Consider the following 23,402-nt stretch of genomic DNA (forward strand, 5'->3'; position numbering starts at 1 on the left):
ACACGGCCAAGACGGAATACCGCCACGACGGCGACACGCTCATCGTGTGCTTCTGCTCCGACGCCTCGACGATCAGCGCCGAGGACCGGGAGGCGGTGCAGCAGGCCCTGCGGATCTTCGTCCCCGACATCGAAGTGGTGGCCACCGCCGCTCACGACTGGGTCGGCGACGAGTTCTCGCAGGGCACCTGGGTTCACCACCGGCCGGGGAACCTGACCCGGGCCGCGCCGCTGATGCGCGAGCCCCACGGGCGCATCCACTTCGCCGGTGGTGACATCGCGGCGGTCGGCGTCGGTGGCATCGACGGCGCCATCGCGACCGGAGCCAAGGCGGCCCGGGACATCGCTCGCGCACTGGCCGACGGCGACTGATCGCGCGCCGCGGGAAGTGCGCGGGTTATGAGCCAGGCGTGCCCGGGGTGGGGGTGATCAGGGCGAGGGCGGCGTCGGTGAGGGCCTGGACCCGGCTCGGGGTGAATCTCTGGGGTTCGAAGGGGTGCATCAGCATCCAGCCGTCGCCCATGGCGACGAGCTGATCGGCGAGCAGGTCCGGGGGGATGTCGTCGCGGACGGTGCCTCGTGCTTGGCCGGCTTGGAGGATCGTGGTGTACATGTCGCGGTAGTGCGCGTAGCGCTGCTCGATGACGGTGGCGAGGGCGGGTTCGTATCGGGCGTGGGCGAGCAGTTGGGACATCACCGGCCAGAATTCGGGATCGCCGGTGGTCAGATCCAGCCACCGCTGGAAGAGCGCTTTGATGTCGGTGTGCTCCCGGGCGGATTCCAGCATCGCGTCGTAGGTGTCGAACCGGCTTTCGGTCAACGCGGTGACCAGTTCCTCCTTGTTCGCGAAGTAGTAGGTCACCGCCCCGGTCGTGCACCCCGCGCGCTGGGCCACCTTGCGCAGTGATGCGTTGGCGTAGCCCTCCCGCGCGATCACCGACGTCGCCGCCTTCAGCAGCTCCGCCCGCTTCGCGGCGTGGTCCCCGGTCGGGCGGCCACGCTGCACGGCCGGCTCGGTTCCGCCCTCGCCACCCGCCGGCCGGGCCTTCGTGTTCGGCACCCCGCCGATTCTGCCACACAATTTTCATAACGATCGTTGTGTGAAACCGAGCGGACTCCTACCGTGTTTCCCATCACAACCGATACGAGAAATGGAGCCACCGATGGACGAGTCAGTGCGGGAAGCGTTCCGGGACGACGGCGCCGTCCTCATCGAGGACTGCCTCGACGACGCGCAGCTGGCGCAGTGCCGCGAGGCGTTCGACTGGGCCGTCGCCAACCCCGGCCCTCACGTGTTCCAGGGTCTCGACGGGACCAAGCTGCAGACCCACATCGACAACGCCAACCCGCTCGCCAAGGACCGGCTGGACGACCTGGTGTCGTCGCTGCCCCTCGGCCGGCTGTTCGCCGACCTGTGGGGCTCGGAGCACGTCTGGTACTTCGCCGAGGAGGTGTTCCTCAAGGCCGGCGGGAAGAGCGGTCGCGGACCTTGGCACCAGGACACCGCGAACCTGCCGTGGGCAGGCGAGCACTGGGGCAACGCCTGGATCTCCTTCCAGCACATCCCCAAGCAGAACTCGCTGGAAATCGTCCGCAGCTCCCACCGCGGCATCCAGTACGACGGGGCCAGCTTCGCCAACGCCGACGATCCCACCGACCTGCTCTACGGTGACGGCACGCTGCCTCGGCTGCCGAACATCGACGCCGAACGCGCGGTCGACCCCGACGCCTACGACGTGATCTCGTGGGAGGTCGATCCCGGTGATGTCGTCGTGCTCCATCCCCGTTCGCTGCACGGTGGCGCCGGCGTCGATGCCGGGTGCCCGGACCGGCACACGCTGGTGCTGCGCTTCTTCGGCGACGACGCCACGTTCCGGCCCCTGCCGGAGTCGAACCCGCGCTACGCCCGCAACGGCGTCCTCTTCGCCGAGGAGATGGCGAAGCTGAACCCGGGAGACCCGTTCCGCTCGCCCATCTTCCGTCAGGTCGTCTGACCAAATCCCGTGAGGAGGCGACATGAAGCGCCGATCGATCAACCCGCCCGCCACCCGGGCGATCTACGACAGGCTGCACTTCTCGCAGGCGACCCGGGTCGGCGACACGATCTGGGTGTCCGGTCAGGTCGGGATCGACCCGGCCACCACGACGCCGGGCGATGGCATGGAAGCCCAGGCCCGATTCGCGTTCGAGGGCGTGAAGAACGTCCTCGAAGCCGCCGGTGCAAGCCTGGCCGACATCGTCGAACTGACCACGTTCCACACCGATCTCCGGGGCGACGTCGAGGAGTTCACCCGGGTCAAGGACGAGTACCTCCCCGACCGGTATCCATCGTGGACCGCGGTCGGGGTGACCCAGCTGGCCCGCCCCGAGTTCTTGGTGGAGATCCGTGTCGTCGCCGTGGCGGGCAGCGGAGAGGGCTGACCTCGAGGCACCTCGCGGCCCGGCACCAGCTGCGACCGAGGGACTCCGGTTGCCCTCGGTCGCAGTCGAACCGCACTGACGCGCTACCGCCGCTCCGGCGGCGACGGCCCATCGGGTTGCCGGTTTCCTGATCTGCACGCACTTTCGCGCGTGCTTGCTCCTCCCCGCTCGCGTGTGCGACAGCGTTGTCGCATGGAAAGGGAGAACAATGGGTCTTCAAGACAACGCGGACACGGCTGTCCGCCCGAAGAGCCCCACCGACGTGCCTGCGCGGCTCGACCGCTTGCCCGTGATGCTGCCGCACATCGTCTGGATCGCGCTCCTGACCGCCAACCTCACTCTTGAGTACTACGACAACGCACTCTTCGCCTACGTGATCCCGGCGATCATCGAGGACACCACGTTCGATCTCGGGCAGATCGGCCTGATCGGCAGTGCCTTCTTCGGCGGGATGATCGTGGGCGCCCTGGTCGGTGGGCGCCTCTCCGACAAGTTCGGCCGCCGGTGGGTCCTCGTCTGGTCGACCGTCCTCTACTCGGCCGGGGCGCTGGCGACGGCGCTCGCGCCGAACTTCGAGCTGATGCTCGTCGCCCGGGTGATCACGGGAATCGGAGTGCAGGCCGCGACGTCGGCGCTACTCGTCTACATCGCCGAGATGTTCCCGACCAAGTCACGCGGCCGCTTCGTGTCGATCGTGACCCTCGCCTTCGTGATCATCGCTCCGGTGGTCGCGCTGCTCGCGTTCGCCGTGATCCCCAACGCCGGACCGGACGCCTGGCGCCACCTGTTCATGTGGGGCAGCGTCGGTCTGCTGATCGCCCCTCTGGTGCGTCTCCTCATGCCGGAGTCCGTGCGCTGGTACGTCATTCGCGGGAACATCGGCAAAGCGACGGAGATCGTCGAGCGGCTCGAGGCCCGTGCGCTCCGTCGAGGACCGCTGAGCGAGCCGCAGCCCGTGCCGGCAGGCCCGAAGGAGCTCACCCTTCGCCGGCTCCTCGCGAACAAGGGAGTGCTGCGCACCACCGCCGTCCTTTCCGTGGGCTACTTCGGATCGACCCTCGGTCTGTACCTGTTCCAGAACTGGGCGCTCTACGCACTGGTCGACGGGCTCGAGTACCCCGAGGTCGAGGCATACGAGATCCAGCTCATCTGGAACGTGGTCTACGTCATCACGCCCGTCATCGGACTGCTCCTCATGGACCGGGTGGAACGGAAGACCCTCGTCTTCGCGGCATCCCTCATCACCGCGATCCCGCTCGTCGTCCTCGGCGTCTCGACCGACAGCTGGGCCGTCGTTGTGTCGGGGGGGCCTCGCCGGCATCGTCACCGGACTCGTCGTCACCGTGTACTACGCCTACATCCCGGAGGTGATGCCCACGAACGCCCGCGGCCTGGGCAGCGGGATCGTCATGAGCATGGGGAAGTTCGGCGGTGCTGCCTCGGGTGTCCTCGGCGCAGCGGTCTACGGCGGCTGGGGCGTCGCCGGGCTGATGATCACCGCGGCGGTCTCCTACATCGTGTTCTCGATCATCGTCCTCGTGTTCGGCCCCCGAACGACGGGGCGTTCGCTCGAAGGAGTCGTCGCGGAAGAGCTCCGCGCAGCAGCAGGGGAATAGCGAGCCGCACGATCGCCTGCCGACGCCACCGTCACAGCCGGCAAGGGCCTTGACATCGCAGCGCCCGCCGATCCGGGCCGCGCTCGTCGGGCACCCGCCACGCGGCCAGCCGCGTCCACTGCTCAGCCGCCCGTGGCGCCGATGCGCGAGGTCCTGGCGGGGCGGCGAGGTTTCGCCAAGTCGGCCGGAACGCGGTCGTTCGGCGGTACGGTGCCGGGGATGCGACACGAGACCACCGTGGCGATCGCCGCATCTCCAACCGAGGTGTGGGCGGTGCTGGCGGACGTGCTGAACTGGCCCGAGTGGACACCCACCGCGACCTCGATCGCGGCGCTGGACGGTGAACTGCGGGTCGGCCACCGGTTCGTGGTCGAGCAGCCGGGGGTCGCCGCCGCCGTCTGGGTCGTGGTCGAGGTCGAACCGGGCGCTTCGTTCGTCTGGGCGGCCCGGTTCGGGGGCGGCCGGATGGTCGCCACGCACCGGATCGCGGCCACGGATGCGGGCAGCGAGGTGCGGTTGCGGATCGACTTCACCGGCGGTTTCGCCTGGCTGCTGGCGCCGGTATTGGCGGGCCGCATCCGCCGGTTCGTCGAGTCCGAGGCCGCCGCCCTGAAGCGGACCTGCGAAGCGCCGGACCACTGATGTGCCTGCCGGAGCCGACTTTGGGGACGTTGGTCATCGTCCGCCGCTAGCGACACTTCGGTTTGGGCGGCCGGCGAGGACGATCGGCAGCGTCGACGGTCGGTTGGCCGGACGGACGGGGCAAGAAGGATGGATGTTCGGGCAGAGTTGCGTGCTGCGAATGGCTGTCGTCCTGGTGCACGTGGAATCTTGACCGTCGGTTGCGGTCGCCGGGCAGTGCGGGCCTGCGCATCCGTCAAGCCGTGGGGGAGTCGAAGCCGGTGCTGCTGCGTCATCGACATCGGCACCGATCAATCCCGGTCGGCACAGCGGTTGGTGCGGCACTCCCGCTTTGCCCCGCGAAAGAACGATGACGGCCGATGAGAACGCGTCGGACGTCTGGATTCGGCTGAAGCGCAACTGCATGATGGTCAACGGGAGGACTCTGGTGAAGAAGTTCGCAATCGGCGCCGTTCTCGGGCTCAGTGTGCTGGCGGCCACCGCAACGCCCGCGGCAGCGGAAGGCTGGACCTACACGGGGCATTGGTACTACACCGAGGCCCAGTGCGAGAAGGCCTGGGAAGACATGACCGGAGGGGGCCCGAACCTGCCGCACGAGTGCCGGCCCAACAACGGCGTGTACGAGTTGTGGACGTACAGCTTGTGACGGCCCGGCAGTAGTCGTGCGATTCGGCGAGGCCCTCTTCGACGACGAACCGAGGGACTCGCCGAATGCCGTCCCCGTTGCTCGCGCCGACCGCACCAATTGGACGCCACTGTGGACGGTCCGCGCTGATCTCGAGGACAGCGCGACTGATCTGCGGATTTCTTCTCGCGGGAACTGGGTCTCCGGGACCGCCGTTGGTATCGAGGGGATAACGGTTGGCGGGAATTCTGAACCGCCACCGGGTGGGCTGCATCTGAACGACTGTCGTACCGACAGCCGGAGCCGACTCCTCCGGCGCGCCGGGCGACACGCGGCACTGCACCCCAAGAGGAGACCCCCGACCATGACCTACGCCCCCACCACCGCGCCTGCGCACGTGCACGCGCCGAAGCGACCGGTGACGCTGCTCATCCTGCAGATCTTCGCCGGACTGTCCGGACTGCTGCCGATCGTCGCCGGGATCCTGAACTTCGCCGGCGGCCACCAGCTGGCCGAGGATGAGCTGGTCAACAACATCGACCGCATCGAGCCCGGCCTGCTGGACGACGCGGGCCTCAGCGAGGACGCGTTCGTCGAACTGATGCGCAGCACCGGCCAGTGGGACGGCTTCGTCGCCGAATTCCAGGGCGCCATGGCAGCCTGGGCGGGCGTCGAGATCGGCTTCGGCATCCTGGTGCTGGTGTGGACGATCTTCGCCCGCACGATCTGGGCTCGGGTGCTGCTCACCGTGTTCTCGGTGCTCGCCTTCATCGTCCACTTCGCCGCCATCGGCACCTCGGCCATGGGATCGGACACGGTCGGCGGGATGCTCATGGCCGCTTGGCCCTGCTGCCTGCTGACGCTCGTGTTCTGCTGGCTCCCGCCGATCAACCGCTACGCCAAGGCGGTGAAGCCGGCCCGCTGACCGCGGCCGCGCGCTGCGGAGACCGGGGCCCGTCGGGAAACCCGGCGGGCCCCGCCGCCATACGACCGGTGACCGTCGTGGCCCTACCGGTACTCCAGCCGGAGATCGTGACGTTCATGGGTCTTGGGGCGATGGCAGCGGGTTGCCGGGGAGTCGGATCGTGACGAGGAGACCGCCGGTGGGGCGGCAGCGGTCAGCGCTGGACCAGCCGACGGCCGCGCGTCAGCGTGATCGCTCGCGCAAGCGCGGAGCGGGCCGTCGATCAGCCCGGGGAGTCCGAGCCCCGGCTGAACGTAGCCGCGGCACGAAGCTTTCCAGTCCGCACGGCCGTTCACCTCCCGTCGGGGAACGTGTAACGGATTCGTGATGGCCCCGATAGCTCTGACGTCCGATCGCCTCCGCCGCACGGACGTTTCTGCCAACTGGAGAGGGGTCCGATGCAGGAGCCGATGCGCGCACCGATGTCATTGCCGGACGGGGTGGGGTCGGCCGGATTCGTCCGGGCTCCGCGGTTGAACGCGACGGCGCCCCCAGCCCACCCGCTCCCCGCACTTCCCGCGACGATGTGGGAACGGCGATACCGACTCGCCGTGATCGCCAGCGACGCCATCGCAACAGCGATGACTTCGGCAGCCGGGGCGGTCTGGGTGGCAGTGCTGGACGTCGCGGTGCTGCCTCCGCCGGTGTTGGCGTTGCTCACCGCGGTGGCCGTGTTGTGGGCCCTGGTCGGTTCCTGGAACGTCAGGGTCCTGGGGCAAGGACACGAGGAGTACCGGCGCCTGGGGCGAGGGATCTTCTCCGCCGGCGTCGTCCTGGCGGTCGCGGGGCTTGCGGTGCCGCCGTTGAACGTGCGGCCATGGGTTTTCGGCGTCCTACCCGCGCTTGCGCTGCTGGTGCTCGCGCAGCGGTACGTGCTGCGCCGCTACCTGCACAGCGCCCGCAGCGACGGCAGGTGCCTGCTACCGGTGATCGCGGCAGGCAGTACCCGCACGCTGCGCGACCTCATCGCCCGCACCCGCCGGCAGCCACACGTCGGATGGCAGATCCAAGCGCTGTGCCTTCGTCCCGAGGCCGGCGAGGGACTGATCCGCGAGGTGGACGGCGTTCCGGTGATCGGTGATGTCGACGAGCTCGCAGAGCACGTCCGGCGCGGCGGATACCGGGTGGTCGCCATCACCGCCGATTCCTACTGGACCCCACGTCGCCTGCAGGAGCTGGCGTGGAAGATCGAGGACACCTCCGCCGAGATGGTCGTCGCCCCGGTGCTGATGGAGGTGGCCGGTCCCCGGCTGCACGTGTCGTCGGTGCTGGGGATGCCGATGCTGAAGGTGAGCGAACCCTCCTTCACCGGTGGTCGCCGAGTTGTGAAGGCTCTCGCCGACTGGGTGAGCGCGCTGCTCCTGCTGGGCCTGATCGGGCCGGCGATGCTGGTGATCGCCCTCGCCGTCAAGTTGTCCGATGGTGGACCGGTGATCTACCGGCAGCGCCGGACCGGGCGCGGCGGCACCACGTTCACGATGCTGAAGTTCCGCACGATGGTGGTGGGCGCGGACGCGATGCGAACCGCGTTGCGCCCGGCCAACGATGCGGCAGGGCCGTTGTTCAAACTGCGCCGCGATCCGAGGGTGACCAAGGTCGGTCGACTGCTGCGCCGGTACTCGCTCGACGAGCTGCCGCAGCTGTTCAACGTCCTCGCCGGGCACATGTCGCTGGTCGGTCCGCGGCCGCCACTGCCGGAGGAGACCGAGACCTACGACTACGAGGTGGGGCGCCGCTTGCTGGTCAAGCCGGGGCTCACCGGGCTCTGGCAGGTCAGTGGCCGCAGCGACCTGTCGTGGGCCGAAAGCGTCCGGCTCGACCTGCGGTACGTGGAGAACTGGTCGCTGGCGATGGACGCCGTGATCCTCTGGAAGACCGTGCGCGCGGTGCTGACCAAGCAGGGCGCGTACTGACGGCCGTTGGCTCCGTCAGCGGCAGCGGGCGACGTCGGTCGCGATCGCGACGATGTCGTCGCGGTAGCGCTGCGGCGAGAACACCTCCTGGGCGTGCTCGCGAGCCTGCGCTGCGGTGTCGAGAGTTCCTTGCCATTCGGCAAGCGCATCGCTGATCGCTTCGGCGAGCGCGTCGGGGTCGTCGGCGGGCACGACGCGGCCGTAGCGCCCCTGCGCGACGGTCTCGGGCAAGCCCTGCACATCGGTCACGATCACCGGGGTTCCGGCCAGCTGCGCCTCCACAGCGGTGTTGCCGAAGGGCTCGAACCGCGACGGGACCAGCGCGATGTCGGCGTCCCGGTAGGCATCCCACACGTCCGCGCGGAAACCGCGGATGGCGACCACCCCGGCCAGGCCGTGACGCCGTACGAGGTCCTCCAGCTGCCGCTCGTACCACTCGTAGCCGGTGAACGCGGACCCCAGCAATTCGAGGACGACGTCGTGGCCATCGGCGCGCAAGCGGGCGATCGAGCGCACCGCGACGTCGGTGCCCTTGCGCGGTGACAGTCGGCCGACCAGCACCATCCGGACCGGATCGGGTCGCTCACCGCCACGGGCCGCGGCATGCACCGGCCCGGCAACACCGTTGTAGACCAAGCGGATCCGGCGACGCAGCCAGGGCAGCGGTCGCGTGATCGCGCGAGCCGTGGCCTCGCTGTTCACCACGACCGAGACAGCGCACAGCAGGGGAGCGGCGAGCGCGGTCCTGATCAGGCGTGGTGCGCTGTCTTCAGCCTCGTGCACGTGGGCGATCACCGATCGCCGGGTCGAGCGGGCGAGCAGGAGCCACAACGGCACGGTCACGGTATTGACGTACACGACGTCGGGGCGGGTCCGCCGCAGCAAGCGCAAAGTCGGTGCCACTGCTCGCAGGCCTTCCAGCAGCAGTCGCAGGAACCCGGCTGGGCGCAACGCCGCCTTCCGCAGCACCGGGGTCGGGCACCGGACCACGTCCGCGCCGCGGTCGCGCAGGCGGTCGGCGAGCGGCCCGCGCTCGGGCAGCGCGACCACCACCCGCCAGCCCGCCTCGGTCAACGCGATGACCGATTCCAGGAATATGCGGTCGGATCCGTACAGCTCGGCACCGGGATGGACCATCAGCGCGGTTCGTCGGGCCAACGTCACTCCAGCTCTTCGACGGGGATGTGGGATGGCGGCACCGAGGCCGGGTTCCGCGTACTCGCCATGCTCGTCCACGCAGCCAGCAGGAAAAGCCAGACGCAGGCGACGTTGGCCGGAGCACCGAGCCCTTCGGTGAACATCGAGTTGGCGAGCAAGCCCGACAACGCCCCGAGGATCAGGATGCGATCCAGTCGCGGCTCGGGCCGGAGGTTCCGCAGCGCGACCGCTGCGGTGAAGACGCAGCCGAGCAGCACGAGCCACACCACCGCGCCGAGCAGTCCGGCGTCGACCAGCAGGTTCACCAGCCCGTTGTGCCCGCCGCCCAACCCGATCTCGTCGAGGAACAAACCCTGCGAGGAGGTGAGACCGTGGCCGTACAGCGGGCGTTCGAGGAAGGCGTCGAACGCGTAAGCCCACAGGTCCGTTCGCGAGTTCAAAGACGCGAGCCGCTCGGCGGACTCACCGCGGACGAAGAATGCCTCGACCAGCGGCCCCGCGGCGAGCCACGCGGTGATCAGGAAGAGGGCCAACGCCACCGCGATCTCCAGCCGCCGGCGGCCGCGCCAGCGCAATCCCGCGATCACCAGGCAACCCACGATCGCCCCGAACGCGGCCCCCCGGGTGTTGCTCCCGATCAACCCGGCGGCGCAGATCGCCAGCAGCACGAGGTAGACGGGCAGCGGCCAGTGCGGGCCGGGCCGGGCCAACCGGTGGCCGAAGGCGTACGCCACCAGGATCACCACCGCGAGCGCGAGGAACTGGCCCGCGTCCACCGGATGCAGGTGCAGCCAGGTGAACCTGTCGGGCTGCGTCGGAAGCCGGGGGAACGGCACGACCACGCCGAAGACGACCGAGGCGCTGACCAGGACTGCGAAGGCGTGGGCGATGCGGTGCAACGCATCCCGGGCGCAATGGCGGGCGACCGAACGGCTCAGCGCCAGCACGACCACGACCTGGCAGGCCCGCACGAGGGCCAGTTCGCGGTACGGCGAGTACAGCGCCGAAAGCACCAGGACCGCCGCGTAGGCATAGGCCGAACAGGTGATCCAGTCGGCGCGCCGCACCTGGGACGTGGGGCGGAAGCGCAGGAACAGGAAGCACGCCACGGCCGCGTAGACGGCGATTTCGGCCAGCACGAAAAGGTCGGGTGAGCCGGACACCGACTGGTCGTCGGCGCGAACGCGGAACTTGTATTCGCTGGCCACGATCAGTGCGAGCACGCACACGACGGGCCAGCGCTCGGCGGCGAAGGCCCGGCGACGCGCGACGCCATAGCGGCGTCGAAGGGCATTCCAGCTCACGGCCGGTCCTCGGATCAGGTGGGTTCGGGCGCGAATGCGCCGAAGACGGGTTGCGGAATCGGTGTAACGACTGCCCGTCGTCGACATATTACAAGCTGGGCACCGAATCCAGTGAGCCGCGCGGAAACAGCTGCGCGGCTACGGGGCTGCCCGTCGTGATCCGGTGGCCGCCCTTCGACGAAACGGTAGAACGAGAATGCGGATTTCGATGATCGGAACCCGCGGCGTGCCCGCGCGCTACGGCGGCTTCGAGACGTGCGTCGAGGAGGTGGGGAGACGACTGGTCCAGCGCGGACACGAGGTCACGGTGTACTGCCGCAACCTCGGCGGCCCCCGCCCCGAGCGCCACCTCGGGATGCGCCTGGTGCATCTTCCCGCGCTGCGCCGCAAGACACTGGAAACGCTGAGCCACACGGCCCTTTCGGCGTTGCACGCGGTGGTGCGGCCACCGGAGGTGGCGGTGGTGTTCAACGCCGCCAACGCGCCGCTGCTGCCCCTGCTGGGGCTCCGCGGAATTCCCACGATCATCCACGTCGACGGCCTGGAGTGGAAGCGGGCCAAGTGGGGGCCTGCGGGGTCGGCCTACTACCGCCGCGCCGAAGCGCTCGCCGTCCGCTGGTCCGACGCGCTGATCGCCGACGCCCGGGGAATCCAGGACTACTACCGCGATCGCTTCAACACCGAGACCGACTACATCCCTTACGGGGCACCGGTCCTCGGCGAGGTCGGGACCGACGGCATCACCGAACTCGGGCTCGGCCCCCGCCGCTACCACCTGGTCGTGGCCAGGTTCGAACCGGAGAACCACGTGCACGTGGCGGTCGAGGGCTACCTCCGCAGCAACGCCCGCCACCCGCTGGTCGTGGTGGGATCGGCGCCCTACGCCGACGAATACACCGCGACCATCGCGCGAGCGGCGGAGGGCGATCCCCGCGTGCGCTTGCTCGGCGCGGTGTGGGACCAGCGGCTGCTGGACCAGCTCTACGGCAACGCCTTGACCTACATCCACGGTCATTCCGTCGGCGGCACCAACCCCTCGCTGCTGCGCGCGATGGGCGCCGCTGCCCCGACTTCCGCCTTCGACGTGCGGTTCAACCGCGAAGTCCTCGGCTCGTTCGGCCGCTACTTCCGAGATCCTGGCGATCTCGCGGCGTTGTGCGACGCGGCGGAAGCCGACCCATCGGGCACCTTGCTGCGCGGACAAGAGCAGGTGGCCTCGCTCGACCGCTACACGTGGGACGGGGTAGCGCAGAAGTACGAAGAACTGGCCGCCCGCGTCCTGCTCGTGGGCAGGCGGAGACCCGCGCCGCGCGGGTTGCCCGGCGCGCGGGCTGCCGTCACAGCGGCCGTGTCCATGCCGGAAACCAAGGAGGTCCGATGAATCGCGCGCGGAAGCTGTCGTGCGTCGCCGCAGTGGCCGTCGCCGCGTTGTCGGCATCGGTGGTGCCGGGGCCGGCAGCGATCGCCGCGGAGTTGCCGCAGCCGGCCACCGCCGGGGCGCTGCCGACGCCGCAGACCGACGGTGTCGTCTTCGCGGTAGCCATCGCGGGCAACACCGCCATCGCCGGCGGGAGGTTCAGCAAGGCGCGCCCGCCCGGCGTGGCGCCGGGGGGACCGGGTGAGGTCACCCGCAACAACCTGCTGGCCTTCGACGTGACCACCGGCGAACTCCTGCCGTGGGCACCGGTGGTCAGCGGCAGCGTGTTCTCCGGCGCGGACCCGGGACCGTTCTGCAAGCCCGCCGACGCCGGGCGTTGGATCTGCGACACCGTGTTCCGGATCGAGGTTTCCCCGGACGGGAAGAAGGTCTACGTCGGCGGCGACTTCGACAAGGTCGACGGGCAGTGGCGCTCGCGCGTGGCCGCCTTCGACGCGGCGACCGGCGCGCTGGATCCGAACTTCAAGCCCCGCGTGGCCGGCCGGGTCCGTGGCCTGTCGATCACCGCCGACACCGTCTACCTCGGCGGCGGCTTCAACGCCGTCGACGGCGTGCCGCGCACCCGGCTCGCCGCGGTGTCCACCGGCAATGGTGCGCTGCTGCCCTGGGCGCCGACCGCGGACCGGGAGGTCTTCGCGGTCCTGGCCGCCCCGGCCCAGGGGCGCACGGTGATCGGGGGAGCCTTCGACAACGTCAACGGCACCTACCGGCACGGACTCACCGCGGTCGACGCGGCCAGCGGTGCCCTCGTGCCGTGGGAATGGGTCACGCCCTCGCCCGACGACACGATCACGGACCTGGTCACCGACGGCACGGGGACGGTCTACCTCGGCTCCTACAACTGGCGCGGCGGCAATCCCCGCTTGGAGGGCAGAGGCGCCATCGACATCGCCACCGGCAAGCCGCGCTGGTTGGACGGCTGCTACGGCGACACCCAAAGCGTCGCGGTAGCAGGAGGTGTGCTCTACAGCGCCTCGCACGCCCACAACTGCGAGGCCATCAACGCCGTCCCCGAGAACGGACCGATCGACTACCACCGGCTGCTCGCCGAAACGACGATCGCCACCGGAACGGCCCAGCGCAACGTCAACCACGTGCGCTTCGGCGACCCGGTTCCGGAATTGCTGCCGTGGCTGCCCAACACCAACGGCGGCCCCGCCGGCAGCCCGTGGCTGAACGGGCCGTGGGCAGTGGACGCCGACGGTCGCTACGTGGTGGTCGGCGGCGAGTTCACGATGGTCAACGGCAGTGCCCAGCAGTCGCTGACCCGGTTCGCCGCCCGGGGCGTGCCCGGCGCCGTCAACAACGGGCCGCAGGTGCCCTTCCCCGCCCCGGAGCTCGACCGGCGTCTGTTCGGCGGAATCTCCATCAGGTGGACGGGAACTTGGGACGCGCAGAACCGGGAGATCCGCTACGAGGTGATGCGCGGCGGAACCGCGAACCCGATCTACACCACCACCAGCAGCGCCTGGTCGTGGTCGGTGACGACGATGAGCTTCACCGACGAGCAAGCGCCCCAGGGCAGGAACGAGTACTGGATCCGGGCGGTCGACGCCGACGGAGCGGTGCTCAGCACCCCGCGCAGCAGCATCGGCTGATCCAGCGGGGATTGATTCCGAACTCGTTTTGCGTGGCGGTGCGGGTAGCGGAACCTGAGCGGCCTTCTCGGCTGTGGGAGCCCCTCCTTATGTATGTCCGATACGCGGCGGAGGGGCTGTCCTCGCGAGAAGACCGCTCAGAACCCGCGGCGGTGCACGCTGCGAGGGTGGGTTGAGCGCTGCGCGCTTGCGGCAGCTCACCCCGCCATCGCGTGGAGGAATCAAGCATCCAGGAGACGCGGGGACGTCGGAACAGGCGTCCCCGCGCTCACCCGCGTGGGCCGGTGAGCACCCCGATGTCGGGGTGGTCCAGCGGTGGAATGCCGACGATCCGGGCGACGTCCGGCGGCAGGGCCTGACCGGCGCGGACACCCGGCGTGGACGGGCGAAGCGAGTAGTCGCCCCGGTCTGGATCGCGGAACGGCCCGGGCGGCGGTGCTGCCGCCAGGCTGTGCAGGTCGAGTCCCGTCCGTGCCCGCAACTGCGGCAGCGTGTGGACCGTGACGACCTCGCCCGAGCCGAGCGACCAAGTGCCCAGCGGTGCCGGGCCCGCCGCCCGCAGGAAGGCGTTGCCGTCGCTGGCGAAGACGAACGGTGACGCCGGTTTGGGGTGTGGTTTGTAGTCGGCGGACTCGATGAACGGCTCGGTGTCGTGCTGCCTGATCAGGAAGTTGTTCACCAGTTCGGTGTCGGACGTGGTCCAGGACAGGCCTAGTTCCGCGCTGTAGGGGTCCGAGCTCGCAGACCGCTTGTCGTTGTACAGCCCGAGCTCGATCTTGTTGTCGACGAACGTGTTGTGCACGAGCCGGACGTGGTCGGAACTGGAGACCTTGATGCCGCGCCCGCCGTTGGAAACCACGACGTTCGACGCGATCAGCGCTCTCGCCGAAACCTCGTAGTACAGGCCGTTCACGGCATTGCCCCGCGCGATGTTGCGGACCACCACGGCGTCGGTGCACCCCAGGTCGCACCACCAGCCGGTGCCGATGTTGTCGGCGAACGTGTTGTCGGACACCCACGCCCGCTTCGTGCGCGTCACCTTCGCACCCGCCGCTCCGATGGCCTCGCCGGTCAAGGCGAAGTTCTCGTTGTTGTTGCGCGCGAAGGTGTTCGAGTCCAACCGGAGCCCGTCGGCCCGGTTGGCCATCAAGCCGACCAGACCGTTGTCGAGGAACTGGTTGCCGATCACGTTCGCATCGGGTTGGAAGACCGCTGCGCCGCTGGAGGCGGAAGCGGCGAAGGTGTTGTTCTCCAACACCACCGACGGCGCGTTCACCACGACCATCGCGCCGCGCTGACCGTACTTCTGGTTCGAGCCGTAGTGCGCGATCCCGATCCCGCGCAGCGAACTGCCCGCGGCTCCCGCGCCGTCGAACTGCAGCAGCCAGTCGAACTCGGTCACCTCGACGAACCGCCCGGCCGGGTCCTCGCCGATCACCAATTCCTCGCGCGCGACGTCGACGTAGAACGTGCCGTCGGCGACCGATCTCCGCTCGCCCACCTGCCGAAGCGGCGTGCCGTCGACGAAAACCATGTCCGGAAGCCCGGCCAGCGGATGCGCCGGGTCGATGATCTCAGGCAGGAAGCAGGTCCGGCACAGCGGTGGGTTCCAGCCCGCGTGCCGCCACACATCGCCGTCGCGGGACCACTGCGCGACCACCCGGCTGCCCTTGAGCCAGACGCGCTCACGCGGATACGGCTGGATGGACAACTTCTTGCCGATGATGCCGACCGTCTCCCGGTACGTCCCTTCGCGCAGGACGACCGTGGCGCCGGGCTGCGCTCGGCGCACCGCCTCACCGAGACTGCGCAGTGGTCGCGCCATATCGCCCTGCGCAGAGTCTTTCCCGTTGGTGGCGACGACGAGCGCGCCGGCGGGCACCGGGTAGTCGGTCGTGGTGATCGTCGCGTCGATGGGATGTGCTGCGGTCGTGCCGTTGTTGTTCGCGGTGCAGGCCGCCAGCAGCGCGGTCACGACAGCGATGGCGGGCACGAGCCGGGCGCGGCGACGCGGGCGGTTCATGCCGGCCCGGGCTCCAGCTCGCCGAGCACGCTGGGCGAGAGGAGCGGGATTCGTTGCCGCAGCAGGGTGCTGGACGTGTGGGTGGTGTAGCTGAAGTAGCGGATCCGCGCCCCGACGGCGGACAGCTTGCGCTCCAACGCGTCGGCGCGTGCCGTGCCGCGCCAGTCGCTGCCCTTGAACAGCACGTCGAACCGGAGGTGTTCCCACATGCGGAACTTGTCCTCGTACTGGTCGGTGATGGCCTCGGCGACGCACCGGATGTTGCGCACGATCTCCAACCGCTCCTCGAAGGGGATGACCGGCTTGCGGCCCTTCACCTTCAGCAGGACGTCGTCGGTCACCACACCCGCCACCAGGTGGTCGCATTCCTTGCTGGCTCGCCGCAGGATGTTGAGGTGTCCGATGTGGAACATGTCGAAGGCGCCGGGTGCGTATCCGATGGTGGGCATCGTCACCGCACCCGTTCCGCAGCGGCGCCGTCGAGGCGCGCCATGTCGCCGAACCACTTCGGCAGCGCCGCGGCGAGGAAGGCGGTGTTGAGCAGGAAGAGCGTGCCGTAGATCGCGGAGAACGCCATCGGGGATCCCAGCAGCAGGAAAGCCAGGCACAGCACTCCGTAGTCGGTCGGCAGGACCAGCAACGACCGCAGGATCGAAGGCGGCCCCCCGGCGGGCGCCGGTGCGCGGGAACCGGATTGATGGCCGCGGCGCAACTGGTCGTTGAGGATCATCGCGAAGAACATGACGGTCTCGACGGCGGCGTAACCGAGCGGGACCAGCAGGAAACCGCTGGGGAGGTCGAAGAACCGGAACGCGCAGACGAGCACGGCCAGGTGCAGGGTGGCGATCTTCGCGCTGTCGATCACGTGGTCCAGCCACTCGCCCGCGATGCTGCTGGTGCCCCGCAACCGGGCGAGTTGCCCATCGGCCGAGTCCAGCGCGTACCCGACGGCCAGCGCCAGGCCCACCGCGATGCCCAGCGGCCACGACGGTGCGGCGGTGGCAACGGCGGTGATGCCGGCGAAGGTGAACAGCGCGCTGACGGCGGTGACCTGGTTCGGGGTCGCCTTGAGCAGGTAGGCGGCCGCCGCGAGGTAGCCACCCGCTCTGCGGTTGACGAACCGCGAGTAGGCCGGCGCCCCCTTGGCCGACTTCTGCGCGGACGGCAACCGGCGCAACGCCGCCGCGAAGCCGGATTTCGGCATGTCGGTGGTGGTCATCGAAGCCTTTCTTTCCTGTGCAACAAGCACGGAAATCACTGGGTAGGCCAAGGGACGGCGCCGCCGGGAGGAGGAACTTGACAGGCGATCACCATCGTCTGAATACTGAAAATATCGGTAGTTCTCCTCCCGGGTGGCCCGGCCGGTCGACTTGCCTCATCAGCCGCGATCTTCCTAGCGGTTTCCGATCACTGCGCTCACGCGGTATTCGCCGCAGGGGCCCGGTGCGTTACCGATGAGCGCCGGCCTGCCCGGAGGAATCCCCCTTTTGGCACACAGAGCGGAATGACGGTCGATGAACGACGCCCACCCGGCACCGACGATCTTCGGTTCGTTGTGGCGGTATCGCTGGATCTCGTTGGGGATCGTGGCAGCAGCGGTGCTGACGAGCCTGTTGGTCCCGCTGGTGGCGGGCGACGGTCGCAGCGCCCACGCGCGCATCGTGCTCAAGGCACCCGACCAGACCGGCGTGCTCGGGATCGAGATGGCCAGCGAGTCGAGCTTCCTCCGATACGTGAAGCAGCGGGCCTTGTTCGTCACCTCCGACGAAGTGCTCGACGACGCGCGTGCCCGGCTCGGCGGCGACGAGACCGTGCTGCAGCTGCGCGCCGCCATCACCGCGGACGCCTCCTCGAGCGGTGAGTCCATCGAGATCAACGTCGACGGGCCGGGCTTCGAGCGTTCCGTGCTGATCGCCAACGCCGTCATCGCCGCCTACCAGGACCGGTCCAGGGCCGAGGTGGTCGCCACCACGGACAAGGCGTTGGAGACGCTGAACGCGCAACGCGCGGCGATCGTGGCCGATGCCGGCATGGTCTCGCCGGACAGCCCCGTCGGCTCGGCCGCCGGCTCGACGCTCAGCGATCTGGACAAGCAGATCACCCGGATCCGGGTGGTGGCGGCCCAGTTCGCCGACGGGGTGTCGTTCGTGGATGTCGCGTCGCCGGACGGCACGAGCCCTTGGCGCGGGGTCCTGCGCGATTTCGCCATCGGCACGGCCGTCGGCCTGATGCTCGCGGCCGCGCTGGCCTGGTTCCGCGCCGATCGCGATCACCGGGTGCGCGATGCCGACGACCTCACCCGCGTCGTCGACGAACCGGTGCTCGGCGAGATCGAGACGCTGCCCGCCCAGGCCATCCTGGCGCTGCGCAGACCGGGCGTCCCGCCGCTGCGTTCCTACCAGCTGGTGGCCTCCGGTCTGCGGTCGACGGTGGGCAGGGGAGTCGTACTCGTCACGGGCCCGTCCGGCGGCGAGGGAGCGACGACGACCACGCTGCAGATCGCCGGCGCCGCCGCCCGGGACGGCCTGCAGGTGCTGGTGGTCGACGCCGCGTTCCGCTCCCGCGACTTGTCGCAGATGCTGGGCCTGGCCGACTGGCCCGGGCTGACCTCGATCGCCACCGGGACCGCGTCGCTGGCCCAGTCGGCGCACCCGGTGCACCTGGGCAACGGTGTCGGGTTCAGCGTGGTGCCCGCGGGGCACGGACAGCCCTACTCCCGGGAGCAGCTGCGGTCCGGGCTGCTGCAGCAGGTGATCGCGGAGATGCGGTCGCGCTACGACCTGGTGTTGGTGGACCTGCCCACGCTGATCTCCCAGCCGGAGACGACGTCGCTGATCAGCGCGTCTGACGGGGTGGTGGTGACGGTGCGGCGCGACGGCGATCTCGGTTCGCTGCGCAGGTTGCGCGAGCAGCTGCAGCTGTTCGGCGGGACGATCACCGGGTACGTGCTGACGTTCGCCGGGGCGGCCCCGGCCTGGCGCGCCGGCGAATCTCCCGCCCCCCAACCATCCCGATGACCACGACCGGCGCGCGAGCGCCGAAACGGCGCCTTATCCCGAAGGTCGCCGCCCCGGTGTTGTCGCAGGGCATCACCGCGGGCACGAGCCTGGTGCTCCAAGTGCTGGCCGCCCGCACGCTGGGGCTCGCCGAGTTCGGATCCTTCGTGCTGCTGCTGGCGTTGCTGGTGACGGCGATCGCGCTGTACACGGGCTGGGTGGGTGACTCGCTAGCGGTCCTCGACCGCCGCGAACCCCGCATCCGGGCCAGCATCGTCACCAGCGCCCTCGCGGGCTGGACGCTGTGCTTCGCCGCCGCAGTCGGCACGGCCCTGCTGCTGCGCGACGGCGAACCAGCTACCGCACTGGCCTTCGGGACGATGGTAGTGCTGCGACTGGCCGCGGAAACGGTGCGGCGGTTGCTCATGGCCAGATTGCAGTTCTGGCACCTCGTGGGGAACGACATCGTGCACGTCACCGGGACGGTGCTCGCGCTCGCACCAGCAGTGGTGGCCGGCGTCTCGCTGCCGGCGCTGTTCCTGTCGATGGCCGTCGGAGCGGCCGCAGCGGTGTTCGTGGGCGTTGTGCAGCTGCCCGCAGCGGAATTGCGGCAGCTGCGGGCCGGAACCGCCGGTCTGCCCGCGGTGATGTCGTTCGCCGCCTGGAGATCCTTGCAGGCCGCGTTGCGTCCGGCCGCACTCCTCGGTTCACGCGCCCTGGTCGCGCTGCTGGTGTCCACGGCCGCGGTGGGAATGCTCGAAGCCGGTCGCCTCGTCGTCGCGCCGCTGCAGGTCGTGATCAACGGCGCGGGCAGTTTCCTGCTGTCGAACTTCGTCGCCAAGATGAGGCACGACGCCGTCGCCGCGCAGCGGCTCGTCCACCGCGCGACGTGGCTGCTGATCACCGGCACCGGAGTCGGCGGCGTCGCGCTGACGTTGCTCGCCAACCCCCTGGGCACCTTGCTGACCGGTCAAGCCGTGGACCCCCTGCTGGTGCTCGGGTGGGTCGCGTACTTGATGGTCTGGGCAGCGGGACTGCCCCATGTCACCGAGGTGGTCGCCCGGCGCATGTCACGCCAGCTCTTCCTCGTCCGGCTTGCGGATTCGGCGCTGGGCATCGTGCTGGTCGCGGTCGTAACAGTCCTGTCGGGCTCGGTGATCGCCGTCCCGTGGCTCATGGCATGCGGCGGAATCTACTCGGCATGGCACGTGCGACGCCTGGCGATCCGCTCACGACGCGAAGCACGAACCGCCTGACCGGACTGGGGCAAGGGGGCGCGCGTGCAAATCCTGCCAGTCCGGTAATCGTCCTGCTGCAGCAATGGATTTCAGGGGGAGGCGGGTGGAAATGATCAGTCGCCGGCGGGCGGCCACGAGGGACATCACCTCGTGCGAGCGAGGTTGTCGCGCAGGAACGCTCGAAGCTGATGAAGGGTCAGCTGCCCGGCGCGACGGAAGTGGGGCGACGTCAAGGAATACGTGAGCTGTTGCTGTTCCAGCCGCAGCATGGGCTGTGCGCGTCAGGTGACTGCGAGTCGAGAGGGAAGACCACTGCGAATGCCGAGGCGCTCCTGCCACGAACGAGATCTGCGTCGTGGTGCCGTTGATCAGAACCAGTGCAGGCAGTGCGGGGAGCGCTCGGCGCGGAAGAGGGCGTCAGCGAGCATCGCGGCGCCCGGGCGGTGGGCCCGGATGTGTCCGGCACGCACGAGCGTGCTCGGGGCGGTGCCGCCGAGGTAGACCGAGCCCAGATCGCTGACGTCCAGGGACAGGTCGGGCTCCCGGTCCGTCGGGACGCAGTCGGCCTGGCCGTCCCGGACGGTCAGCAGGTAGCGGCCGTGCTCGCCGAGGAACGGATCGTCGACGTCGAGGACGAGCTCGCCGTCCATGAACCAGCCGCGCGCGGTCAGCGCACGCGGGACGTCCAGCAGCCGCACCCAGAGCCAGTCCGTGTCGTCATCCACCTGGCCGGCGCGGAAGTCCGCGAGTTGCCAGCGCAGCGGGTGCTCGGGCGGGAACTTCTTGAACACGACCTGGGCGACCAGGTCGTGTCCGAGCACGAACTGGGCCAGGGCCGTGAAGACGGCGTCGTCGGTGGCGACGGTCTCGTCGACGGTCAAAGTGCCGGGCTCGCCGAGCGAATAGCTGGCGTACCCGTCCGCGACGCCGTCGGCGTCACGGTGGACGGCGACGTAGCGCGGCGCCGGAGAGACCGGGGGCTGCCCCGCGCCCAAGGCCCACCAGTGGTGCGGCCGGGACAGCGCGCCGGGCTGTGCGCGGCGGTACCGGTCGTAGACCTCTTCCAGGATTTCGCCGCACTCGGCACGCCGCAGCAGCTCGACCGATCCGGTCGCTGGGGCGTCGGCCGTTCCGCGTGCCCGGGGGACGGCGAGGGCTGCCTGGTGGCGTGGCACGATCAGCCGCTGCGTGTAGGTCGCCGGTCCGTAGCCGAACCTGCGGTAGATCAGGGCCTCGGAGGCCAGCAGTGCGGAGAGGATCTCCCCTCGGGCCCGCAGCTCGGTGAGCTGATGTCGCATCATCGCGCTGAGCACGCCTTGGCGCCGGTGCGAGGGCAGGACGCCGACGGCGGTCACCCCGGCGGCCGGGACGGGGATCTCGCCGGGCAGGGTGAGTTCGAAGGAGTACGCACCGGCGGTGCCGACGGGCCGCCCGTCCGCCGCCGTGGCGAGCAGGTTGCGGTCCATTTCGAGCGCCGACCACCAGCCCCCGCCGCCATCGGGCGGGGTTTCCGGGAAGCGCCCGAACGCGGCATGGACCGTGTCGACGAAGACGTCGAGGTCCTGGTCGGTAGTGGAACGGATCTCCATCGCTGCCGCTGCCTCCCCGGGATGCGGGCACCACGACTCGTGGTGTCCCGTCACATTGCAGCGTCGACCTGTGGCTAGATCAAGCGATTTACGGCCGGGCCCGGTGCATCCGCCGCGGGCAGTGCCGCGCGGCGCAGCCGCGCCGGGTCGGTCCGGGTCAGGGCCGCCGGTGCGTCCAGTCGCCAGCCGAGCTCGTACGCCTCGGCGAAGCGCTCGTCGCCGAGCGCGGCCCGGCCGTGGCTGGTCAGCGTGCGGACCTGCGGGTCGGTGTGGTCGTGGGCGCCCCGTAGGCGGGCCGCCGCGCCGAGAATGACGGCCACGTCACGGTTTTGCCCGTACAGCGCGGCGAGGCCGGCCACGGTCACCGCCACCACCGCGACGATCGGCAGACTCGATCAGCTCGCGCGCCCGGTCCAGGCCACCGAGCCGCACCTCCAGGCCGGCCTCCCGCGCGTCGAGCAGCATCGCCATCTCGGGCGTCGCCGAGCGCAGCGCGCGCTCCCGGGTCGCGTCGATCATCTCGGTCGCCCGCGCGGTCTCGTCGAGCCGCACGTGGAGATCGATCAGGCGCAGGTCGATGAAGATCTCGTCGCTGAGGCTGAGCGACCCGAACTCGCGGGCCAGCCGTTTGGCCTCGGTCAGGTCGGCCAGCGCCCCGTCGAGGTCGCCGCAAAACCGGCATGGGCAAGGGCTTCTCCTGCTACGCCGCCGACAGCACCCGGACCGTTCGATCGCTGTTGACCGTCGACGACGTCCTCTTCCACGGCCACGTCAAGGATCTGGACGAGGCGTGGCGCCGGGTGAAGAACGACATCAGCCGGAACGACTGGATCAACGACGATCTCAACGACGCACGGCGCCAAGACGGGCGCTGGCACCAGCCGCACCTGTTCACGTGCTGGCGCGACCAGCAGCCGCAACCGGTTTCGCCCGTCCGTCTGCCGGATGGCTTTCGCTTCAACCGAACCGGCTGGGTCGAGGTAGACCCGGCAACGCTCGGACTCCCGTGAACCACGAACGGCGGCGCGGCCGTGCCGGGCTCGGCGAGGAACCATCACCGCGTGCGCTGATGGTTACTTCCCCGGCCCGGAGCGGAGTTCTACGACCAACCGGCGCAGGGCACGACCTCGAATCCCCGACTGGGGAAGACGGCGTCCATGAAGAAGTCGTGCATTGCCGGATCGTCGTCGGCGCAACCGTCCCGCAGCACGGTCACTTCGTAGCCGCGGTCCGCCGCGTCGTAGCACGTCGCGGCCACCATTGCGCTGGTCGCGACTCCGGCGATCGCGAGGGTGTCGACGCCGCCGGCGCGGAGCACGAGGTCCAGATCTGTGCCGGCGAACGCGCTGGCACGGCGCTTCAGCACGACGACGTCCTCGTCGGCGACCGGCAGATCGATCTCGGTTCCGGCCGATCCCTCGTGGAAGGTGTCCCCGGCTTCGTGGAACGTCCTGAACATCGCGTTGCCCGGCGGCAAGTCGGCTCCGTTGCTCCGGACGGCGAAGCGTACGAACACAACGAGGGCACCGGCCGCGCGGGCGCGCGGGAGCAGTTCGGTGAGCGGCGGTTTGACCTGCCTGGCGAACGGATAGTTGCTCGTGATGCCCCGCTGGACGTCGCCGATGATCAGTGCGGTGGTCACGAGAGGCTCCTGTCCGGCCGCTGCATCCGGCGCCCCGCGGTGAACAGGACGGCCGGCCCGGCGGTCGTGGTGATCGCGATGGTCAACAGTGCACGGGTGAAGCTACCGGTCGCGATGGTCCCAGCGAAGTAGGGGGCCGCTGAGATCGCGCGCATACGGGGATCGGGGCGCATCCCATGCAGGGGGAACGCGAGTCCGCCGAACCGAACTTCGCGGATGGCGTTGAACGCGTTCGC

At 69.7% G+C, this 23,402-nt stretch carries 24 protein-coding genes; 13 read left to right on the forward strand and 11 right to left on the reverse strand.

Annotation, left to right across the window (positions count from 1 at the left end; translation table 11 throughout):
• Window positions 1–44: 44 nt before the first annotated feature.
• Window positions 45–371 (forward strand): FAD-dependent oxidoreductase, encoded by a 327-nt coding sequence (locus tag AC07EQ_RS20830; RefSeq protein WP_478389569.1) that lies wholly within the window; start codon window positions 45–47, stop codon window positions 369–371.
• Between the two features lie 25 nt (window positions 372–396).
• On the opposite strand, the gene AC07EQ_RS20835 is transcribed toward AC07EQ_RS20830, so the two are convergent.
• Window positions 397–1,059 carry a TetR/AcrR family transcriptional regulator gene (locus AC07EQ_RS20835; protein WP_478389570.1) on the reverse strand — a complete coding sequence of 221 codons (663 nt, stop codon included), beginning with the start codon at window positions 1,057–1,059 and terminating at the stop codon, window positions 397–399.
• Window positions 1,060–1,162: 103 nt separating this feature from the next.
• Between AC07EQ_RS20835 and AC07EQ_RS20840 the strand changes: the two genes are divergently transcribed.
• From AC07EQ_RS20840 to AC07EQ_RS20870, 7 genes are all read left to right on the forward strand, one after another.
• Window positions 1,163–1,993, forward strand: a complete 831-nt coding sequence (locus tag AC07EQ_RS20840) for a phytanoyl-CoA dioxygenase family protein (protein WP_478389571.1) — start codon at window positions 1,163–1,165, stop codon at window positions 1,991–1,993.
• Window positions 1,994–2,015: 22 nt separating this feature from the next.
• Window positions 2,016–2,420 (forward strand): RidA family protein, encoded by a 405-nt coding sequence (locus AC07EQ_RS20845; RefSeq protein WP_478389572.1) that lies wholly within the window; start codon window positions 2,016–2,018, stop codon window positions 2,418–2,420.
• A 208-nt stretch (window positions 2,421–2,628) separates the two neighbouring features.
• Window positions 2,629–4,089 (forward strand): MFS transporter, encoded by a 1,461-nt coding sequence (locus AC07EQ_RS20850; protein ID WP_478389573.1) that lies wholly within the window; start codon window positions 2,629–2,631, stop codon window positions 4,087–4,089.
• Between the two features lie 166 nt (window positions 4,090–4,255).
• Window positions 4,256–4,678, forward strand: a complete 423-nt coding sequence (locus AC07EQ_RS20855; RefSeq protein WP_478389574.1) for an SRPBCC family protein — start codon at window positions 4,256–4,258, stop codon at window positions 4,676–4,678.
• A 427-nt stretch (window positions 4,679–5,105) separates the two neighbouring features.
• Window positions 5,106–5,324 carry a hypothetical protein gene (locus AC07EQ_RS20860; RefSeq protein ID WP_478389575.1) on the forward strand — a complete coding sequence of 73 codons (219 nt, stop codon included), beginning with the start codon at window positions 5,106–5,108 and terminating at the stop codon, window positions 5,322–5,324.
• 343 nt (window positions 5,325–5,667) lie between these two features.
• Window positions 5,668–6,228, forward strand: coding sequence for a hypothetical protein (locus AC07EQ_RS20865; RefSeq protein WP_478389576.1), 561 nt, complete (start codon window positions 5,668–5,670; stop codon window positions 6,226–6,228).
• A 437-nt stretch (window positions 6,229–6,665) separates the two neighbouring features.
• Window positions 6,666–8,180 (forward strand): sugar transferase, encoded by a 1,515-nt coding sequence (locus AC07EQ_RS20870; RefSeq protein WP_478389577.1) that lies wholly within the window; start codon window positions 6,666–6,668, stop codon window positions 8,178–8,180.
• A 15-nt stretch (window positions 8,181–8,195) separates the two neighbouring features.
• On the opposite strand, the gene AC07EQ_RS20875 is transcribed toward AC07EQ_RS20870, so the two are convergent.
• Together AC07EQ_RS20875 and AC07EQ_RS20880 are read right to left on the reverse strand one after the other, a co-directional pair.
• The gene (locus tag AC07EQ_RS20875; RefSeq protein WP_478389578.1) at window positions 8,196–9,338 is read right to left on the reverse strand and encodes a glycosyltransferase; all 1,143 of its coding nucleotides are present in this window, start codon (window positions 9,336–9,338) and stop codon (window positions 8,196–8,198) included.
• A gap of 2 nt (window positions 9,339–9,340) precedes the next feature.
• Window positions 9,341–10,642, reverse strand: coding sequence for an O-antigen ligase family protein (locus AC07EQ_RS20880; RefSeq protein ID WP_478389579.1), 1,302 nt, complete (start codon window positions 10,640–10,642; stop codon window positions 9,341–9,343).
• Window positions 10,643–10,850: 208 nt separating this feature from the next.
• Here AC07EQ_RS20880 and AC07EQ_RS20885 point away from each other — a divergent pair, with 208 nt between their 5' ends.
• Both AC07EQ_RS20885 and AC07EQ_RS20890 read left to right on the forward strand, forming a co-directional pair.
• Window positions 10,851–12,023 carry a DUF1972 domain-containing protein gene (locus AC07EQ_RS20885; protein WP_478389580.1) on the forward strand — a complete coding sequence of 391 codons (1,173 nt, stop codon included), beginning with the start codon at window positions 10,851–10,853 and terminating at the stop codon, window positions 12,021–12,023.
• Window positions 12,020–13,678: a PQQ-binding-like beta-propeller repeat protein gene (locus AC07EQ_RS20890; protein WP_478389581.1), complete on the forward strand. Its 1,659-nt coding sequence runs from the start codon at window positions 12,020–12,022 to the stop codon at window positions 13,676–13,678. Before AC07EQ_RS20885 ends, AC07EQ_RS20890 begins: the two co-directional genes overlap by 4 nt.
• 268 nt (window positions 13,679–13,946) lie before the next feature.
• Here AC07EQ_RS20890 and AC07EQ_RS20895 read toward each other — a convergent pair whose 3' ends face one another.
• The 3 genes from AC07EQ_RS20895 to AC07EQ_RS20905 are packed head-to-tail and all read right to left on the reverse strand — an operon-like array spanning window position 13,947 to window position 16,920.
• A complete protein-coding gene (locus AC07EQ_RS20895; protein ID WP_478389582.1) occupies window positions 13,947–15,701 on the reverse strand; it encodes a right-handed parallel beta-helix repeat-containing protein in 1,755 nt (584 codons plus the stop codon).
• Complete coding sequence (locus AC07EQ_RS20900) at window positions 15,698–16,150, reverse strand: FAD synthase family protein (RefSeq protein WP_478389583.1); 453 nt, start codon at window positions 16,148–16,150, stop codon at window positions 15,698–15,700. Before AC07EQ_RS20900 ends, AC07EQ_RS20895 begins: the two co-directional genes overlap by 4 nt.
• A gap of 2 nt (window positions 16,151–16,152) precedes the next feature.
• Window positions 16,153–16,920, reverse strand: coding sequence for a CDP-alcohol phosphatidyltransferase family protein (locus tag AC07EQ_RS20905; RefSeq protein WP_478389584.1), 768 nt, complete (start codon window positions 16,918–16,920; stop codon window positions 16,153–16,155).
• 295 nt (window positions 16,921–17,215) lie between these two features.
• Between AC07EQ_RS20905 and AC07EQ_RS20910 the strand changes: the two genes are divergently transcribed.
• Together AC07EQ_RS20910 and AC07EQ_RS20915 are read left to right on the forward strand one after the other, a co-directional pair.
• Complete coding sequence (locus tag AC07EQ_RS20910) at window positions 17,216–18,718, forward strand: cell shape-determining protein (RefSeq protein ID WP_478389585.1); 1,503 nt, start codon at window positions 17,216–17,218, stop codon at window positions 18,716–18,718.
• Window positions 18,715–19,953: a polysaccharide biosynthesis protein gene (locus AC07EQ_RS20915; RefSeq protein WP_478389586.1), complete on the forward strand. Its 1,239-nt coding sequence runs from the start codon at window positions 18,715–18,717 to the stop codon at window positions 19,951–19,953. Before AC07EQ_RS20910 ends, AC07EQ_RS20915 begins: the two co-directional genes overlap by 4 nt.
• Before the next feature lie 350 nt (window positions 19,954–20,303).
• Here AC07EQ_RS20915 and AC07EQ_RS20920 read toward each other — a convergent pair whose 3' ends face one another.
• The 3 genes from AC07EQ_RS20920 to AC07EQ_RS20930 form a co-directional block, all read right to left on the reverse strand.
• Window positions 20,304–21,524 carry a GNAT family N-acetyltransferase gene (locus AC07EQ_RS20920; protein ID WP_478389587.1) on the reverse strand — a complete coding sequence of 407 codons (1,221 nt, stop codon included), beginning with the start codon at window positions 21,522–21,524 and terminating at the stop codon, window positions 20,304–20,306.
• A 74-nt stretch (window positions 21,525–21,598) separates the two neighbouring features.
• On the reverse strand, window positions 21,599–21,844 hold the full coding sequence (locus AC07EQ_RS20925) for a hypothetical protein (protein WP_478389588.1): 246 nt from the start codon (window positions 21,842–21,844) through the stop codon (window positions 21,599–21,601).
• Between the two features lies 1 nt (window position 21,845).
• The gene (locus tag AC07EQ_RS20930; protein WP_478389589.1) at window positions 21,846–22,076 is read right to left on the reverse strand and encodes a hypothetical protein; all 231 of its coding nucleotides are present in this window, start codon (window positions 22,074–22,076) and stop codon (window positions 21,846–21,848) included.
• 128 nt (window positions 22,077–22,204) lie between these two features.
• Here AC07EQ_RS20930 and AC07EQ_RS20935 point away from each other — a divergent pair, with 128 nt between their 5' ends.
• Window positions 22,205–22,534 (forward strand): hypothetical protein, encoded by a 330-nt coding sequence (locus AC07EQ_RS20935; RefSeq protein ID WP_478389590.1) that lies wholly within the window; start codon window positions 22,205–22,207, stop codon window positions 22,532–22,534.
• A gap of 89 nt (window positions 22,535–22,623) precedes the next feature.
• Here AC07EQ_RS20935 and AC07EQ_RS20940 read toward each other — a convergent pair whose 3' ends face one another.
• Together AC07EQ_RS20940 and AC07EQ_RS20945 are read right to left on the reverse strand one after the other, a co-directional pair.
• Window positions 22,624–23,166, reverse strand: coding sequence for a cysteine hydrolase family protein (locus tag AC07EQ_RS20940; protein WP_478389591.1), 543 nt, complete (start codon window positions 23,164–23,166; stop codon window positions 22,624–22,626).
• Entirely contained in the window at window positions 23,163–23,321 is a 159-nt protein-coding gene (locus AC07EQ_RS20945) for a hypothetical protein (protein WP_478389592.1), read from the reverse strand. The genes AC07EQ_RS20940 and AC07EQ_RS20945 overlap by 4 nt, the downstream gene beginning before the upstream one ends.
• Window positions 23,322–23,402 lie beyond the last annotated feature (81 nt).

The sequence above is a fragment of the Saccharopolyspora sp. NPDC045839 genome (assembly GCF_056431645.1).

Bases quoted from the DNA above. Each gene is read 5' to 3' on its own strand.
- AC07EQ_RS20890 (WP_478389581.1), top strand. From the start codon at position 12,020: ATGAATCGCGCGCGGAAGCTGTCGTGCGTCGCCGCAGTGGCCGTCGCC.
- AC07EQ_RS20845 (WP_478389572.1), top strand. From the start codon at position 2,016: ATGAAGCGCCGATCGATCAACCCGCCCGCCACCCGGGCGATCTACGAC.
- AC07EQ_RS20855 (WP_478389574.1), top strand. From the start codon at position 4,256: ATGCGACACGAGACCACCGTGGCGATCGCCGCATCTCCAACCGAGGTG.
- AC07EQ_RS20885 (WP_478389580.1), top strand. From the start codon at position 10,851: ATGATCGGAACCCGCGGCGTGCCCGCGCGCTACGGCGGCTTCGAGACG.
- AC07EQ_RS20910 (WP_478389585.1), top strand. From the start codon at position 17,216: ATGAACGACGCCCACCCGGCACCGACGATCTTCGGTTCGTTGTGGCGG.
- AC07EQ_RS20900 (WP_478389583.1), bottom strand. From the start codon at position 16,150: ATGCCCACCATCGGATACGCACCCGGCGCCTTCGACATGTTCCACATC.
- AC07EQ_RS20905 (WP_478389584.1), bottom strand. From the start codon at position 16,920: ATGACCACCACCGACATGCCGAAATCCGGCTTCGCGGCGGCGTTGCGC.
- AC07EQ_RS20935 (WP_478389590.1), top strand. From the start codon at position 22,205: ATGGGCAAGGGCTTCTCCTGCTACGCCGCCGACAGCACCCGGACCGTT.
- AC07EQ_RS20850 (WP_478389573.1), top strand. From the start codon at position 2,629: ATGGGTCTTCAAGACAACGCGGACACGGCTGTCCGCCCGAAGAGCCCC.
- AC07EQ_RS20945 (WP_478389592.1), bottom strand. From the start codon at position 23,321: ATGCGCGCGATCTCAGCGGCCCCCTACTTCGCTGGGACCATCGCGACC.
- AC07EQ_RS20865 (WP_478389576.1), top strand. From the start codon at position 5,668: ATGACCTACGCCCCCACCACCGCGCCTGCGCACGTGCACGCGCCGAAG.
- AC07EQ_RS20870 (WP_478389577.1), top strand. From the start codon at position 6,666: ATGCAGGAGCCGATGCGCGCACCGATGTCATTGCCGGACGGGGTGGGG.
- AC07EQ_RS20915 (WP_478389586.1), top strand. From the start codon at position 18,715: ATGACCACGACCGGCGCGCGAGCGCCGAAACGGCGCCTTATCCCGAAG.
- AC07EQ_RS20840 (WP_478389571.1), top strand. From the start codon at position 1,163: ATGGACGAGTCAGTGCGGGAAGCGTTCCGGGACGACGGCGCCGTCCTC.
- AC07EQ_RS20920 (WP_478389587.1), bottom strand. From the start codon at position 21,524: ATGGAGATCCGTTCCACTACCGACCAGGACCTCGACGTCTTCGTCGAC.
- AC07EQ_RS20895 (WP_478389582.1), bottom strand. From the start codon at position 15,701: ATGAACCGCCCGCGTCGCCGCGCCCGGCTCGTGCCCGCCATCGCTGTC.